Annotated in this window: 15 protein-coding genes; 11 read left to right on the forward strand and 4 right to left on the reverse strand. The window is 70.5% G+C overall.

Translation table 11 applies throughout. The features are described from left to right. Positions 1 to 5 precede the first annotated feature (5 nt). From ACZ4SF_RS30790 to ACZ4SF_RS30800, 3 genes are all read left to right on the forward strand, one after another. Positions 6 to 353 carry an ArsR/SmtB family transcription factor gene (locus ACZ4SF_RS30790; RefSeq protein ID WP_468390741.1) on the forward strand — a complete coding sequence of 116 codons (348 nt, stop codon included), beginning with the start codon at positions 6 to 8 and terminating at the stop codon, positions 351 to 353. Positions 354 to 505: 152 nt separating this feature from the next. Further along, positions 506 to 991 carry an SRPBCC family protein gene (locus tag ACZ4SF_RS30795; RefSeq protein WP_468390969.1) on the forward strand — a complete coding sequence of 162 codons (486 nt, stop codon included), beginning with the start codon at positions 506 to 508 and terminating at the stop codon, positions 989 to 991. A gap of 146 nt (positions 992 to 1137) precedes the next feature. Next, the gene (locus ACZ4SF_RS30800) at positions 1138 to 1407 is read left to right on the forward strand and encodes a DUF397 domain-containing protein (protein ID WP_468390744.1); all 270 of its coding nucleotides are present in this window, start codon (positions 1138 to 1140) and stop codon (positions 1405 to 1407) included. A gap of 122 nt (positions 1408 to 1529) precedes the next feature. Here the strand turns inward: ACZ4SF_RS30800 and ACZ4SF_RS30805 are convergent, their stop codons facing one another. Further along, a complete protein-coding gene (locus tag ACZ4SF_RS30805) occupies positions 1530 to 2027 on the reverse strand; it encodes an ATP-binding protein (RefSeq protein ID WP_468390746.1) in 498 nt (165 codons plus the stop codon). 343 nt (positions 2028 to 2370) lie between these two features. On the opposite strand from ACZ4SF_RS30805, the gene ACZ4SF_RS30810 reads away from it, so the two are divergent. The 6 genes from ACZ4SF_RS30810 to ACZ4SF_RS30835 all read left to right on the forward strand — a co-directional run bounded on the left by ACZ4SF_RS30810 (position 2371) and on the right by ACZ4SF_RS30835 (position 7928). Next, positions 2371 to 3195, forward strand: coding sequence for a helix-turn-helix domain-containing protein (locus ACZ4SF_RS30810; protein ID WP_468390972.1), 825 nt, complete (start codon positions 2371 to 2373; stop codon positions 3193 to 3195). Positions 3196 to 3264: 69 nt separating this feature from the next. After that, positions 3265 to 4725, forward strand: a complete 1461-nt coding sequence (locus ACZ4SF_RS30815) for an aldehyde dehydrogenase family protein (protein WP_468390749.1) — start codon at positions 3265 to 3267, stop codon at positions 4723 to 4725. A 140-nt stretch (positions 4726 to 4865) separates the two neighbouring features. Continuing rightward, positions 4866 to 5405, forward strand: a complete 540-nt coding sequence (locus ACZ4SF_RS30820) for a DinB family protein (protein WP_468390752.1) — start codon at positions 4866 to 4868, stop codon at positions 5403 to 5405. Between the two features lie 51 nt (positions 5406 to 5456). After that, positions 5457 to 6098 carry a PadR family transcriptional regulator gene (locus ACZ4SF_RS30825; protein ID WP_468390755.1) on the forward strand — a complete coding sequence of 214 codons (642 nt, stop codon included), beginning with the start codon at positions 5457 to 5459 and terminating at the stop codon, positions 6096 to 6098. 73 nt (positions 6099 to 6171) lie between these two features. After that, positions 6172 to 7131, forward strand: a complete 960-nt coding sequence (locus ACZ4SF_RS30830) for an ATP-binding cassette domain-containing protein (protein ID WP_468390758.1) — start codon at positions 6172 to 6174, stop codon at positions 7129 to 7131. Then, positions 7128 to 7928: an ABC transporter permease gene (locus ACZ4SF_RS30835; protein WP_468390761.1), complete on the forward strand. Its 801-nt coding sequence runs from the start codon at positions 7128 to 7130 to the stop codon at positions 7926 to 7928. Before ACZ4SF_RS30830 ends, ACZ4SF_RS30835 begins: the two co-directional genes overlap by 4 nt. A 109-nt stretch (positions 7929 to 8037) precedes the next feature. On the opposite strand, the gene ACZ4SF_RS30840 is transcribed toward ACZ4SF_RS30835, so the two are convergent. Beyond that, entirely contained in the window at positions 8038 to 9444 is a 1407-nt protein-coding gene (locus tag ACZ4SF_RS30840) for a glutamate decarboxylase (RefSeq protein WP_468390764.1), read from the reverse strand. Between the two features lie 28 nt (positions 9445 to 9472). Continuing rightward, entirely contained in the window at positions 9473 to 10759 is a 1287-nt protein-coding gene (locus tag ACZ4SF_RS30845) for an ion channel protein (RefSeq protein ID WP_468390767.1), read from the reverse strand. 240 nt (positions 10760 to 10999) lie between these two features. Between ACZ4SF_RS30845 and ACZ4SF_RS30850 the strand changes: the two genes are divergently transcribed. After that, positions 11000 to 11764 (forward strand): MerR family transcriptional regulator, encoded by a 765-nt coding sequence (locus ACZ4SF_RS30850; protein WP_468390770.1) that lies wholly within the window; start codon positions 11000 to 11002, stop codon positions 11762 to 11764. A 15-nt stretch (positions 11765 to 11779) separates the two neighbouring features. Here ACZ4SF_RS30850 and ACZ4SF_RS30855 read toward each other — a convergent pair whose 3' ends face one another. Beyond that, the gene (locus ACZ4SF_RS30855; protein ID WP_468390773.1) at positions 11780 to 12145 is read right to left on the reverse strand and encodes a YbjQ family protein; all 366 of its coding nucleotides are present in this window, start codon (positions 12143 to 12145) and stop codon (positions 11780 to 11782) included. Positions 12146 to 12292: 147 nt separating this feature from the next. On the opposite strand from ACZ4SF_RS30855, the gene ACZ4SF_RS30860 reads away from it, so the two are divergent. Continuing rightward, positions 12293 to 13336, forward strand: a complete 1044-nt coding sequence (locus tag ACZ4SF_RS30860; protein ID WP_468390776.1) for a DedA family protein — start codon at positions 12293 to 12295, stop codon at positions 13334 to 13336. The last annotated feature ends 70 nt before the right edge of the window (positions 13337 to 13406 follow it).

Consider the following 13406-nt stretch of genomic DNA (forward strand, 5'->3'; position numbering starts at 1 on the left):
GCTTCATGAACGGGACGGGTACCGCCGCCGAGGACCGCGTCTTCGCCGCGCTGGCCAACGCCACGCGCCGCGAGGTGCTGCGGCTGCTGCGCGAGCGCGGCCCGCAGCCCGTGCAGGCCCTGGCCGAGCACTTCGACATGCGCCGCCCGAGTCTCTCGGAACACCTCAAGGTGCTCCGGGAGGCCGGACTCGTCTCCGAACAGCGCTCCGGCCGGCAGCGCATCTACCGCCTCGAGGCGGCCCCGCTCGCCGACGTGCAGGACTGGCTCCATCCGTACGAGCGGTTCTGGCGCGACCGGCTGACCGGCCTCGGCGCCCTGCTCGACCGCATGCCCGACGATGACCAGCCATGAGCCCCGCCCGTGAACCCGACCCGGCCATGACCCCCGACCCCGACCCCGAGCCCGTCCCGGCCCCGAGTCCCGGCCCCGAACCCGACGCGGCCCCGAGTCCCGGCCCCGAACCCGGCCCGACCTCGAGTCCCGACCCCGAACCCGGCCCGGCCATGAGCCCCGACCCCGGACACGGTCTCGAACCCGGTTCCGACGACCTGACCACCCTCCGGGTCGACCAGTTCTTCCCGCACCCGCCCGCCAAGGTCTGGCGGGCCCTCACCGAGCCCGAACTGCTCGCCGGCTGGCAGATGCCCGGCGCCGAGGACTTCCGGCTCCAGGTCGGCCACCGGTACCGGTTGACCTCCGTCCCGCGTCCCAACTCCCGTTTCTCCGGAGTCGTAGAGGTCGAGGTGCTGGCCTACGTCACGGAGCGGATGCTGTCCCTCCGCTGGGCGGATGCCGATCCGGCCAACCCCGCCGACTGGACCATCACCTGGACCCTGGAACAGGAAGGGCGCGGTACGCGTCTCTTCCTAGTGCACGAGGGATTCGATCCGGACGATCCGGCTCAGATGATGGCGCGCACGATCATGGGCGGGGGCTGGAGAGCGCATGTCCTGCCTGCTCTGGGGCAGGCGCTGGAACGGCTTGGGTAAAGCGGACGCCAAAGCTGTAACCGCGGAACCACCCCCCGTGCACGTGCATCTGCTCATGCAACTGCACGTGAACAGAGCTATGATCCGGGTCAGTTGACTACAGCATCTATGGCCACACCAGCCAGTGCACCACCGGGGAGCGACCTGTGGACCGCGACGTTGACGGCGTGTACGGGGGGTACGACGTGTACAACGGCATGGCTGCCACGCAACTGGGCGGCGTGGCCTGGCAGAAGAGCAGGCACAGCAACTCGCAGGGCTCCTGCGTGGAGTTCGCGCGGCTGCCGGGGGGTGAGGTCGCCGTGCGCAACTCGCGTTTCCCGGACGGGCCGGCGCTCGTCTACACGCGTGCGGAGATCGAGGCGATGCTCCTCGGGATCAAGGACGGCGAGTTCGATCACCTGATAGCCGGCTGAGGGCGGCGCGCCCGTTGTGGGACCGCGCTGGCAACGATGTCGGGGGCGCTCGCTTCGGGAACCGGGCGTACGCGAGGGGTGTACGCGCGTAGACACCGGGCGTCCGTAGGTGCCGTCCCCGCTCAGCCGGTCGTCCGGAGGCGGAACAGCGCCCAGACCACCTTGCCGTCGAGCGTGCCGGCGAGCGGATGCCAGCCCCAGCTGTCGGCGAAGGAGTCGACCAGGAACAGCCCGCGGCCCGACTCGGCGGAGAAGTCGTCCGAGTCCCGCGGGACCGGGGTCTCGTGGCTCGGGTCGCGGACCGCACACACCAGCCGCTCGCTCCAGCGCATCAGATGCAGCCGCACGCACGGGTTCTGCTCTCCGCTGCGGCTCTCGGTGGCCGGCACCGCGTGGCGCAGGGCGTTGGTGACGAGTTCGGACACGACGAGGCATATGTCATCGAAGCGGTCGCCGACGTCCCACTTGTCCAGGGTGTCGCGGGTGAAGCGCCGGGCCTCGCGCACCGCCTCGAAGCGGGCGGGCAGTGCACAGGAGGCGGCATCGGACACGGCCGCGGGATCCAGCGGCGGAAGGCCCTGCCGTAACGGCTTGAGCATGGTCGATCCATTCGTCCCCATGCGAGGCACTCCCGGGAATTCGCGGTCGTTGCGATGCAGCGGTGGCGCGGCACCATGGTTTCGGAAGCGCCGAGCAGATGCAAGGGCAGATGCACGTGCACGCGACCGAAATGGGGTTGCCCGTACCGCTTCTTGGCCATTTTTTCTGCCAACTTGACGACGGTTCTCGTCAGAGGTCCGTACCTCTGACGGTCCGGACCCGGCAGAAACGGCCGAGGTCTTTCCGTTTCCGTAACCGTACGAGTACTGCTCGAAGTGTTTTAGTGGCAGACTGCGGGCCCAAAGACGGTTGGGGAGGCTGGCGAACGTGAGCGCGGGAGAGCCCGGATCGGTGGTGCGGCGGATGCTGCTCGGCTCGCAACTCAGGCGACTGCGTGAAGCGCGGGGGGTCACGCGTGAGGCGGCGGGGTACTCGATCCGTGCCTCCGAGTCGAAGATCAGCCGGATGGAGCTGGGCCGGGTGAGCTTCAAGACCAGGGACGTCGAAGACCTGTTGACGCTCTACGGCATCTCGGACGAGGCGGAGCGCGAGTCGCTCCTCTCCCTCGCCCGGGAGGCCAACGTGGCGGGCTGGTGGCACAGCTACACCGACGTCCTGCCCAGCTGGTTCCCCACCTACGTGGGCCTGGAGGGCGCCGCCTCCCTCATCCGCGTGTACGAGGTGCAGTTCGTGCACGGCCTGCTGCAGACAGAGGAGTACGCCCGCGCGGTGGTCCGGCGCGGCATGAAGGGCGCGAGCGTCGCCGACGTCGAACGCCGGGTCGCGCTGCGCCTGGAGCGGCAGAAGTACCTGCTCTCCGGCAACGCCCCCGAGTTCCACATCGTCCTGGACGAGGCCGCCCTGCGCCGCCCCTACGGTGACCGCCAGGTCATGCGCGGCCAGCTCCAGCATCTGATCGACATCTCCGAGCGCTCCAACGTACGGCTGCAGGTCATGCCGTTCAGCTTCGGCGGTCACTCCGGCGAGAGCGGTGCCTTCACCATCCTCAGCTTCCCTGACGCGGACCTGTCCGACGTGGTCTACCTGGAGCAGCTGACCAGCGCGCTCTACCTGGACAAGCGCGAGGACGTCGCCCAGTACGAGCAGGCCCTGAAGGAGCTGCAGCAGGACAGCCCGGGCCCGGACGAGAGCCGGGATCTTCTCCGAGGACTTCTTCAACTCTCTTGATGCGCAAGTACGATGACGTGCGATCAGACCGTGACCGGGATCTGGCTCCGCTAGTGATTGAGGGATCACATGTCGTCCTACTTCAGCGACCTGGCCCAGCAGTACATCGACGGTGAATGGCGACCGGGCACCGGCTCCTGGGACGTCATCGACTTCAACCCCTACGACGACGAGAAGCTGGCCTCGATCACGGTGGCCACGGTCGACGAGGTGGACCAGGCCTACCGTGCGGCCGCCCGCGCCCAGAAGGAGTGGGCCGGGACCAACCCCTACGCCCGGCGCGCGGTCATCGAGCGGGCACTCAGACTGATAGAGGACCGCGAGCAGGAGATAGCCGACCTGATCATCGCGGAACTGGGCGGCACCCGCGTGAAGGCCGGCTTCGAACTCCACCTCGCCAAGGAGTTCCTGCGCGAGTCGGTCCACCTCGCGCTGCGCCCCGAGGGCAAGATCCTGCCCTCCCCGGCCGACGGCAAGGAGAACCGTGTCTACCGGGTGCCGGTCGGCGTCGTGGGCGTGATCAGCCCCTTCAACTTCCCCTTCCTGCTGTCGCTGAAGTCGGTCGCCCCGGCCCTCGCGCTCGGCAACGGCGTGGTGCTCAAGCCGCACCAGAACACCCCGATCGCCGGCGGCACCCTGATCGCGAAGATCTTCGAGGAGGCCGGGCTGCCGGGTGGACTGCTCAACGTCGTCGTCACCGACATCGCCGAGATCGGCGACGCGTTCATAGAGCACCCGGTCCCCAAGGTCATCTCCTTCACCGGTTCGGACAGGATCGGCCGGCACGTCGCCACCGTCTGCGCCAGGAACTTCAAGCGCTCGGTCCTCGAACTGGGCGGCAACAGCGCGCTGGTGGTGCTGGACGACGCCGACGTCGACTACGCGGTGGACGCGGCGGTCTTCAGCCGGTTCGTGCACCAGGGCCAGGTCTGCATGGCCGCCAACCGGGTCCTGGTGGACCGTTCCCTCGCGGACGAGTTCACCGAGAAGTTCGCCGCCAAGGTCCGCACCCTCACGGTCGGCGACCCGCGCGACCCGCAGACCGTGATCGGCCCGGTGATCAACTCGACACAGGCCAACGCCATCGCGGGCGCCGTGGAGCAGGCGCTCGCCGAGGGTGCCACCGCCCTGGTGCACGGCGGCGCGACCGGCAACCTGGTCGAGCCCACGGTGCTGACCGGTATCCCCGCCGACTCCGCCCTGCTGCAGCAGGAGGTCTTCGGCCCGGTCGTCTTCCTCGTCCCGTTCGACGGCGAGGAGGACGCGGTCCGGATCGTCAACGACACCCCGTACGGCCTCAGCGGCGCCGTCCACACGGGTGACATCGAGCGTGGCGTGGCCTTCGCCAAGCGGATCGACACCGGCATGTTCCACGTGAACGACGGCACCGTGCACGACGAGCCGATCGTGCCCTTCGGCGGCGAGAAGCACTCCGGCCTCGGCCGCCTCAACGGCGAGACGACGCTGGAGGCCTTCACCACGGTCAAGTGGATCTCCGTGCAGCACGGTCGCAGCGGATTCCCGTTCTAGCCGGTTTTTTCGGTGGCACCGGGGCCAATGCGGACAGCAGCTGACCGCATTGGCCCGTAGCTTTTTCCGTGCCGGGGAAAACGGCCCCGGCAACGGCGAACGGCCCGACGAGGCGAACGCCCGACGAAAGGCGGCAGACCATGGTCATGCACGTTCCGGGGGAGGCGAAGGGTGACGAGCGAGGAGCGCTGCTCGCGTTCATCGAGGAGCAGCGGGGCGGGATCCGCCGGGCGCTGCTCGGACTGACCGAGGAGCAGGCCCGTTCCCGCCCCAGCGCCAGCGAACTGTCCCTGGGCGGCCTGCTCAAGCACGTCGCCGAGGTGGAGCAGGGCTGGCTCGCCCGGGCCAGGCAGGAGCCGCCGCGGGTGAAGCGGGACGAGTCGAACTGGCACGAGACCTTCCAGCTGGTCGGAGACGAGACGGTCGCCTCGCAGCTGGCGTACTGGGAGCAGGTGGCCGCCGAGACGGAGAAGTTCATCCGCTCCGCGCCCAGCCTGGACGACACCTTCCCGCTGCCGCCGGACCCGTGGTTCCCGCCGGAGAGCCGTGTCTCGCTGCGCTGGCTGTGTCTGCACCTGATCCGCGAGACGGCCCGGCACGCCGGCCACGCCGACATCATCCGCGAGTCCCTGGACGGGAAGACGGCGTTCGAACTGGTGGCCCTGGAGCAGGGCGGCTGACCGGTGGGCCCGGGGGCGGGCGGGCCGTCGTACGGCAATAACCTGGACGGCATGTCAGCGATCCGTCTCCTCGTGCTCGGCGCGGTCCGCCAGCACGGGCGGGCCCACGGCTACCAGGTCCGCAACGACCTGGAGTACTGGGGCGCGCACGAGTGGTCCCACGCCAAGCCGGGCTCCATCTACCACGCCCTGAAGCAGATGGCCCGGCAGGGACTGCTGCACGCGCACGAGATCGCGCCGTCCACGGCCGGGGGACCGCCGCGCACCGAGTACGAGATCACGGACCGCGGCGAGGACGAGTTCTTCCGGCTGCTGCGCGAGTCCCTGATCGCCTACGACCAGAAGATGGACATCCAGTCGGCGGCCATCGGCTTCCTGGTCGAGCTGCCCCGCGCCGAGGCGCTGGAGCTGCTCCGGGAGCGGATCCGCCGGATCGGCCGGTGGCGGGCCGCCGTCACCGAGCACTACGTCCCCGAGGACGGACCGGAGCAGCTCGGTCACATCGGCGAGATCATGAACCTCTGGATCCACACCGCCGACTCCGACGAGGCCTGGACCCAGGGGCTGATCGACCGCCTGGAGGCGGGCGCCTACACCTTCGCGGGCGAGGGCGAGCCGTTCGTCGGCGTGCTCACCGAGGGGCAGGAGAACCCGTACGCCTCGGGGACGCGGCATCCCGGAGACGACCACTAATCAAGTTTGACCAATTCCTCGCCCGGCGTTACCTTGGGCGCTTAGTCAAACTTGACTAATGCTGAGGAGCGGCATGGCCGAAACGACGATCACCGTCTCAGGCGTACGCAAGACCTACGGCAGCAGGCACGCCCTCGACGGGCTCGACCTGGAGGTCCCCCGGGGCACCGTGTACGCGGTGCTCGGCCCGAACGGAGCGGGCAAGACCACCCTCGTGCGCATCCTGTCCACCCTGCTCAGGCCCGACGCCGGCCGCGTGGAGGTCGCCGGGCACGACGTACTGACCGAAGTCCGCGCGGTTCGCCGCCGCATCGGCCTGCTCGGCCAGCACGCGGCCCTGGACGAACAGCTGGACGGCCGGCAGAACCTGGAGATGTTCGCCCGCCTGCACCACCTCGGCGCCCGCCACGCGCGCGTGCGCGCCACGGAACTCCTGGAGCGCTTCGACCTCACCGGCACCGGCCGCACCCCGGTCGCCCGCTACAGCGGCGGCATGCGCCGCCGCCTCGACCTCGCCGCCTCCCTGATCACCGACCCCGAGGTGCTGTTCCTCGACGAGCCCACCACCGGCCTCGACCCCCGTGGCCGTGCCGAGGTCTGGTCCTCGGTCCGCTCCCTGGTCGACGGCGGTACGACGGTCCTGCTGACCACCCAGTACCTGGAGGAGGCCGACCAGCTCGCCCACCGCATCGCCTTCGTCGACCAGGGCCGGGTCGTCGCCGACGGCACCCCGGACGAGCTGAAGTCCCTCACCGGCGGCGACCGCATCGACATCGTCCTGCGCGACGCCCGCCGGCTCGGGGAGGCCGTAGCCCTGCTGCGGCTCCCGGGTCTGCGCGCCGACGCCGACCGCCGGCTGCTCAGCGCCCCGGTCACCGACCGCATGGCCGCGCTCACCCGTGCCGTTCACGCCCTGCAGGCGGCCGGTGTCGAGGCCGCCGACATCGCCCTGCGCCGCCCCACCCTGGACGAGGTCTTCCTGCACCTCACCGGCGGCGACCGGGACGAGGACCGAGCCGAGGAGGCCGCATGAGCACCTACGTCCTGACCGACTCCTGGACCATGACCCGGCGGGAACTCGCCCACTGGGCACGGCGGCCCGGACAGGCTCTGGTCGGGCTGGTCTTCCCGGTGATGCTGCTGCTGATGTTCGGCTACCTGGTCGGCGGCGGCCGCGGCGTCACCGGCCCCTACCTCGACTTCCTGGTGCCCGGCATGCTGGTGCTCACCATGGCCTTCGGCCTGGAGAGCACCATGCTCGCGGTCACCCAGGACCTCGACCGTGGGGTGATCGACCGGTTCCGCTCCCTTCCCATGGCCGACGGGGCGGTCCTGGCGGGCCGTGCGGTCGCCGACCTGCTCCAGTCGGCCGTCGCCCTGGTCCTGCTGACCGGGGTGGCGTACGCACTGGGCTGGCGGACGGACGGAGGCCCCGGCGCCCTCCTGGCCGCCGCCGGCCTGCTCCTGCTGCTCCGTACGGCGATGCTCTGGATCGGCATCCACCTCGCCCTGGTCGCCGGGCGGCCCGAGATGGTGCAGGCCGTGCAGATCCTCGTCTGGCCGGCCGGTTTCCTCTCCAACGCCTTCGCCGTGCCGAAGACCATGCCCGACTGGCTGGGCACGGCCGTCCAGTGGAACCCGTTGTCCCAGACGGCGACGGCCGTACGGCACCTGCTGGGCGCCCCCGGCGGCGAACCGGGGCACGCCTGGCCGGCCGTCCTGTGGCCGCTCGCCCTGCTGGCGGTGTTCTTCACGCTCGCGGTACGGAAGTTCACGCGGCTGGGCCACCAGGGTGCGCGGCACCGGGCCCGATCGGGCCCGGTGCAGTGACGGGCGGTGCCCACGACCCTGTCGCGCCGAGCACGACCGCCCGCTCGAGTTCGCCGTGCGCTCCCCCTCGCCTGATCCGACGCCGGCACCGGGGCCGTGACGACACCCCCTAGTGGTGGAACCCGGTGGCCGCCCCCTTGTCCCGGGTCACGGGATGCGGCTGCCGCCGCAGCTCGGGCAGCAGCCGGGTCAGGTCGGCCAGGAACAGGTCGGCCAGGTCGTGGGAGAAGCCGTTGCGGCACACGATCCGCAGCACGGACAGGTCCTCCCGGTTGGCCGGGAAGGTGTACGCGGGCACCAGCCAGCCGCTCTCGCGCAGCCGCCGGGAGACGTCGAAGACGTCGTACGACGTGACGTCGTCGGCCGTGGTGAACGCGAACACCGGCAGCTGGTCCCCGTGCGTGAGCAGCCGGAAGTCGCCGAGCGCCGCGATCCGGCCGGCGAGCGAGACCGCGACGTCCCGGGTCGACTGCTGTACCGCCCTGAAGCCTTCGCGGCCCAGCCGCAGGAACGTGTAGTACTGGGCGACCACCTGGGCGCCGGGGCGGGAGAAGTTGAGCGCGAAGGTCGGCATGTCCCCGCCCAGGTAGTTGACCCGGAAGACCAGTTCCTCGGGCAGCGCCTCCTTGTCCCGCCACAGCGCCCAGCCGACCCCCGGATAGACCAGCCCGTACTTGTGCCCGGAGGTGTTGATCGACGCCACCCGCGGCAGCCGGAAGTCCCACAGCAGGTCCTGGTCCAGGAAGGGCGCCACCATGCCGCCGGAGGCTCCGTCCACGTGTACCGGCACATCGAGGCCGGTGCGCTCCTGGAGGGCGTCCAGGGCCGCGCACAGCTCGGCGATCGGCTCGTAGGACCCGTCGAAGGTCGAGCCGAGGACACCGACCACCCCGATGGTGTTCTCGTCGCACAGCTCCGCGGCGGCCTGCGGGGCCAGGTGGAAGCGGTCGCCCTCCATGGGGACCAGCCGGGCCTCCACCTCCCAGAAGTTGCAGAACTTCTCCCAGCACACCTGCACGTTGACGCCCATGACGAGATTGGGCCGCGCGCCCGGGTAGCGGTCGGCGTTCCGCTGCGCCCAGCGCCGCTTCAGCGCCATGCCGGCGAGCATGCACGCCTCGCTGGACCCGGTCGTCGAGCAGCCCACGGCCGCCGCCGGGTCCGGGGCGTTCCACAGGTCGGCGAGCATCGCCACGCAGCGCCGCTCCAGCTCGGCCGTGCGCGGGTACTCGTCCTTGTCGATCATGTTCTTGTCCCGGCACTCCGCCATCAGCACCCCGGCCTGGGGTTCCATCCAGGTGGTGACGAAGGTGGCCAGGTTCAGCCGGGAGTTGCCGTCCAGCATCAGTTCGTCGTGCACCAGCTGGTACGCCGTGGACGGCGACAGCGGGGAGTCCGGGAGCCGGTGCGTGGGCGGCGCCTCGGCCATGCCGCCGACGGGGTTGGCCTCCCCGAAGAACGGGTTGACCGACATCGCCCGCTCCTCGTGCTTGCCGGAACCTTTGTGCAGAGCCATGGGTTTGCCTCCAGAGGAGAGAGGGGGGTCAGCGGACCGGGGTGCCGTCCGGGCGCAGTTGCATCTGAGGGCGGCCCGTCACCAGCAGCCAGGCGGGCAGCGAGGCGATGCACAGCAGGGCGAGGATCCCGGCCGAGTCGATCAGCACGGCGGCGGTGAACAGGCTCACCCAGCCCTGCCGGGTGATCGCCAGGAGCATGCCCAGCACGCCTGCCGCAACGCCCGCCGCGGGATGCACGCCCGGGACGAGAGCATGGGCGCACAGGCCCAGGGCGGTGCCGGCGAAGACCCCCGGGAAGATCCGGCCGCCCCGGAAGCCGCAGGACGCGGCGACGAGCAGTGCGGCCAGCTTCACCACCGTCATCGTGGCGAACTGCCCGGCCGACCAGCCCTCCGGGTCACGGGCCAGCTCATCGATCTCCGACAGTCCCTTGAACAGCGTCAGATGTCCGCCCAGGGCCGCCAGGGCACCCAGGACGACCCCGCCCGCCGGGAGCATCAGCATCGGGTGCCGCAGCCGCCGGAAGCCCGCGTGGACGTAGGGGAAGGCGCTGACGGCGCACATGCCGAGCAGCGCGGCCGCCGAGGCGACCACGACGGCCGCGATGAGGTCTCCCCAGCGGAGATGGCCCAGGGGCGGCAGATCCAGGTCGAAGGCGGGGTGGGACACCAGGGTGGTCGTCACCGCCCCGCACGCACCGGCGGCCAGCGGCGCGAACAGGTTGTCCCACAGCCTGCCCTGCATCGGCCGTCCGGCCAGCGCCTCGGAGATGACCAGCGCCGCCGCCACCGGAGTGCCGAACAGCGCGCCGAGCGTCGCCGCCTCGGCGAGCACCGGCCACAGCCTGCCGGGCGTCCGGGGCAGCAGACGTCCGCCGAGCCAGGCCGCGAGTCCCACGTTCACGGCGATGACGGGGTTCTCCGGGCCGAGACTCGGGCCGCCGGCCAGCATCAGCCCGGTGGCGAGCACTAGGCCGGGCAGCACCGCCGGGGGCATGACCGGGGCGTCCAGGCCGATGGTGGCCGGATCGGGACCCGCGTGCCCGGGGACCTTCCAGACGACCAGCCCGACGGCGATCCCGGTCGCGACGAGCATCGCGAACATCCACAGCACCGAGTAGCGGCCCACACCGAGCGCATCCGGCAGCGCCCCCCACAGCACGTGCTGGAGCCGCTCCGCCGCGGTGCTCACCCCGATGAGGACCAGGCTCGCGACCACGCCCACGGCGGCGGCGGGCAGGATGAACGGCAGCAGGGCCCGCGCCGGGGCCGTCGGCGCGCTCGGGGGCGCCTGCTGGGTCGTGTCCTGGGGCACGGGCTCACCATAAGCGGACAAAACACACCCATCATCCCGAATGGGTGCGGCTCGCACCGCCTGTTGGACCGGCCCGCACCGCCTGTTGGACCGGCCCGCACCGCCTGTTGGACCGGCTCGCACCGCCCGTGGGCCGGTTTGCACCGCCCGCGGACCGGTTTGCCTCGTCGGCGGACCGGCTTGCACCTCACGCGGCGTGAGGCCTCAGCGTGGAAGGCGTACCGACCGAAGGAGCGGAAAGTGAGCTACTCCGTGGGAGAGGTCGCGGGGTTCGCCGGCATCACGGTGCGCACCCTGCACCACTACGACGGGATCGGCCTGCTCGTGCCCGGCGAGCGGACGTACGCCGGCCACCGGCGCTACACCGACGCCGACCTCGACCGGCTCCAGCAGATCCTGTTCTACCGGGAACTCGGCTTCCCGCTCGACGAGGTCGCGGTCCTGCTCGACGACCCGGCCGCGGACCCGCGGGCCCACCTGCGCCGCCAGCACGACCTGCTGACCGCCCGGATCGAGAAGCTGCAGAAGATGGCCGCGGCCGTGGAGCACGCCATGGAGGCACAGAAGATGGGCATCAACCTCACGCCGGAGGAGAAGTTCGAGGTCTTCGGCGACCACGACCCGGAGCAGTACGCCGACGAGGTCCGGGAGCGCTGGGGCGACACCGAGGCCTACCGGCAGTCGCAGCAGCGGACCGCCTCGTACACCAAGGAGGACTGGAAGCGGATCAACGGCGAGATGGACGCGATCCACCGCCGGATGGCCGACCTGCTCGCCGAGGGTGTGCCCGCGGTCTCCGAGGCGGCCATGGACGTCGCCGAGGATCACCGCCGGTTCATCACGGGCGCGTACTACGACTGCTCGCACGAGCTGCACTCGTGCCTCGGTGAGATGTACGTCGCCGACGAGCGCTTCACCGCGACGTACGAGGCCATCCGGCCCGGCCTGGCGGTGTACATGCGGGACGCGATCGTGGCGAACGGGGCCCGGCACACCACGCCCTGACGTCCTGGCCCGGGCTCACTCCCGGGCCAGGACCACCGCCGTGCCGTAGGCGCACACCTCGGTGCCCACGTCCGCGGCCTCCGTCACGTCGAACCGGAACGCCAGCACTCCGTTGGCCCCACGCGCGCGTGCCTGCTCCACCAGGCGCTCCATGGCCTGGTTGCGGGTCTGCACGAGCGTCTTGGTGAGCCCTTTCAGCTCGCCGCCGATCATCGACTTCAGTCCGGCGCCGATCTGGCTGCCGAGGTGCCGCGAGCGCACGGTGAGTCCGAACACCTCGCCGATCACCGTCTGCACCCGGTGGCCGGGCACGTCGTTCGTCGTCACGACCAGCACGTCCGGCTCGGGCCCCTGGCCGCCGCCGTAGTCTTCGAGTCCCATGAGTCACAGCTTTGTCCCGGTCCCCGCACCGTGCATCCTGGAGGCACCGGTGGAACCCGGGGCGGTCACATCACGTTGGTAGCTTTGTGCGGCACCATCGACGCCCAGCCGCCGCAGCCGCCTTCACCCGTCAGGAGCCCGGACCACGTGATGACACTCGCCCTCGGCCCGAGCTGGCTCGATCCCAACTATCTGCTCGACACGTACAGCATCTGGGGCCTGCTGCTCATCGTCTTCGCCGAGTCCGGCCTGCTCATCGGATTCTTCCTGCCGGGTGACTCGCTCCTGTTCACCTGCGGTCTGCTGATCACCTCGCACCAGCTGGACTTCCCGCTGTGGGGCGCGATCGCCCTGATCTGCGTCGCCGCGATCCTCGGTGACCAGGCGGGCTACATGTTCGGCAAGAAGGTCGGACCGTCCCTGTTCAACCGCCCGGACTCACGGCTGTTCAAGCAGGAGAACGTCACCAAGGCGCACGAGTTCTTCGAGAAGTACGGCCCCAAGTCCCTGGTCCTCGCCCGCTTCGTGCCGATCGTGCGCACGTTCACGCCGATCATCGCGGGCGTCAGCGGCATGAAGTACCGCTCGTTCCTGATCTTCAACGTGATCGGCGGCATCCTCTGGGGCGCGGGAGTCACCCTGCTGGGCTCCTGGCTCGGCAAGCACGACGTCGTCAAGAACCACATCGAGGCGATCCTCATCCTGATCGTCCTCGTCTCCGTGATCCCCATCGCGATCGAGTTCCTCCGGGCCCGCGGCAAGAACAAGAAGGCCGCATCCGCCCGGCCGGAGACCCCGCAGCAGCAATCCCCGCAGCAGTCCCCGTACCAGCAGGCGCAGTACCAGCAGCCCCCGGTCATGGACGACGCCACGACCCGTCTGCGCCGCATCGAGCCGGAGCAGCCGTACGGGCAGCACCAGGAGCAGCAGGAGTACTGGAACCAGGGCGGCCACGACAACCAGCACTACGACCAGCAGCAGTACCACCAGCAGTACCCGCAGGAGCAGTACCCGCAGCAGTACGAGCAGCACCCGCAGCAGCCGTATCAGCAGGAGCAGCACCCGCAGCCGTATCAGCAGGAGCAGCACCCGCAGCCGTATCAGCAGGAGCAGCACCCGCAGCAGTACGAGCAGCAGCCGCAGCAGCAGTACGACCGGAACGGCTACCCGTACGACCACCGCCGGCAGTAGCAGGGGCGGGCGGGGAGCCGCGCGAGAGGTCGCCGAGGACGCGCGTCCGGCCACGGCGGATGCCACCACG

This window comes from Streptomyces sp. NPDC027663, from assembly GCF_055566415.1.

Coding starts and splice junctions, on each gene's coding strand:
- ACZ4SF_RS30790 (WP_468390741.1), top strand. CDS start 6: ATGAACGGGACGGGTACCGCCGCCGAGGACCGCGTCTTCGCCGCGCTG.
- ACZ4SF_RS30795 (WP_468390969.1), top strand. CDS start 506: ATGAGCCCCGACCCCGGACACGGTCTCGAACCCGGTTCCGACGACCTG.
- ACZ4SF_RS30805 (WP_468390746.1), bottom strand. CDS start 2,027: ATGGGGACGAATGGATCGACCATGCTCAAGCCGTTACGGCAGGGCCTT.
- ACZ4SF_RS30810 (WP_468390972.1), top strand. CDS start 2,371: ATGCTGCTCGGCTCGCAACTCAGGCGACTGCGTGAAGCGCGGGGGGTC.
- ACZ4SF_RS30815 (WP_468390749.1), top strand. CDS start 3,265: ATGTCGTCCTACTTCAGCGACCTGGCCCAGCAGTACATCGACGGTGAA.
- ACZ4SF_RS30820 (WP_468390752.1), top strand. CDS start 4,866: ATGGTCATGCACGTTCCGGGGGAGGCGAAGGGTGACGAGCGAGGAGCG.
- ACZ4SF_RS30825 (WP_468390755.1), top strand. CDS start 5,457: ATGTCAGCGATCCGTCTCCTCGTGCTCGGCGCGGTCCGCCAGCACGGG.
- ACZ4SF_RS30830 (WP_468390758.1), top strand. CDS start 6,172: ATGGCCGAAACGACGATCACCGTCTCAGGCGTACGCAAGACCTACGGC.
- ACZ4SF_RS30835 (WP_468390761.1), top strand. CDS start 7,128: ATGAGCACCTACGTCCTGACCGACTCCTGGACCATGACCCGGCGGGAA.
- ACZ4SF_RS30840 (WP_468390764.1), bottom strand. CDS start 9,444: ATGGCTCTGCACAAAGGTTCCGGCAAGCACGAGGAGCGGGCGATGTCG.
- ACZ4SF_RS30855 (WP_468390773.1), bottom strand. CDS start 12,145: ATGGGACTCGAAGACTACGGCGGCGGCCAGGGGCCCGAGCCGGACGTG.